Annotated in this window: 2 tRNA genes; both read right to left on the reverse strand. The window is 57.5% G+C overall.

Annotation, left to right across the window (positions count from 1 at the left end):
* Nucleotides 1-2: 2 nt before the first annotated feature.
* Nucleotides 3-75: transfer RNA gene (locus tag OGY07_RS01895), tRNA-Val, on the reverse strand.
* 45 nt (nucleotides 76-120) lie between these two features.
* Nucleotides 121-196: transfer RNA gene (locus tag OGY07_RS01900), tRNA-Val, on the reverse strand.
* Nucleotides 197-200 lie beyond the last annotated feature (4 nt).

Below are 200 nucleotides of genomic sequence, written 5' to 3' on the forward strand. Positions count from 1 at the left end.
GGTGGGTGATGACGGGATCGAACCGCCGACCCCCTCCTTGTAAGGGAGGTGCTCTCCCAGCTGAGCTAATCACCCACTTCTCAATTTCTTATCTACACGGCGGAGACTACATAAAGTAGTTGGTGGGTGATGACGGGATCGAACCGCCGACCCCCTCCTTGTAAGGGAGGTGCTCTCCCAGCTGAGCTAATCACCCCCGC

It is taken from the genome of Citrobacter sp. Cs237, from assembly GCF_030332325.1.
Taxonomy (GTDB): domain Bacteria; phylum Pseudomonadota; class Gammaproteobacteria; order Enterobacterales; family Enterobacteriaceae; genus Citrobacter_A; species Citrobacter_A sedlakii.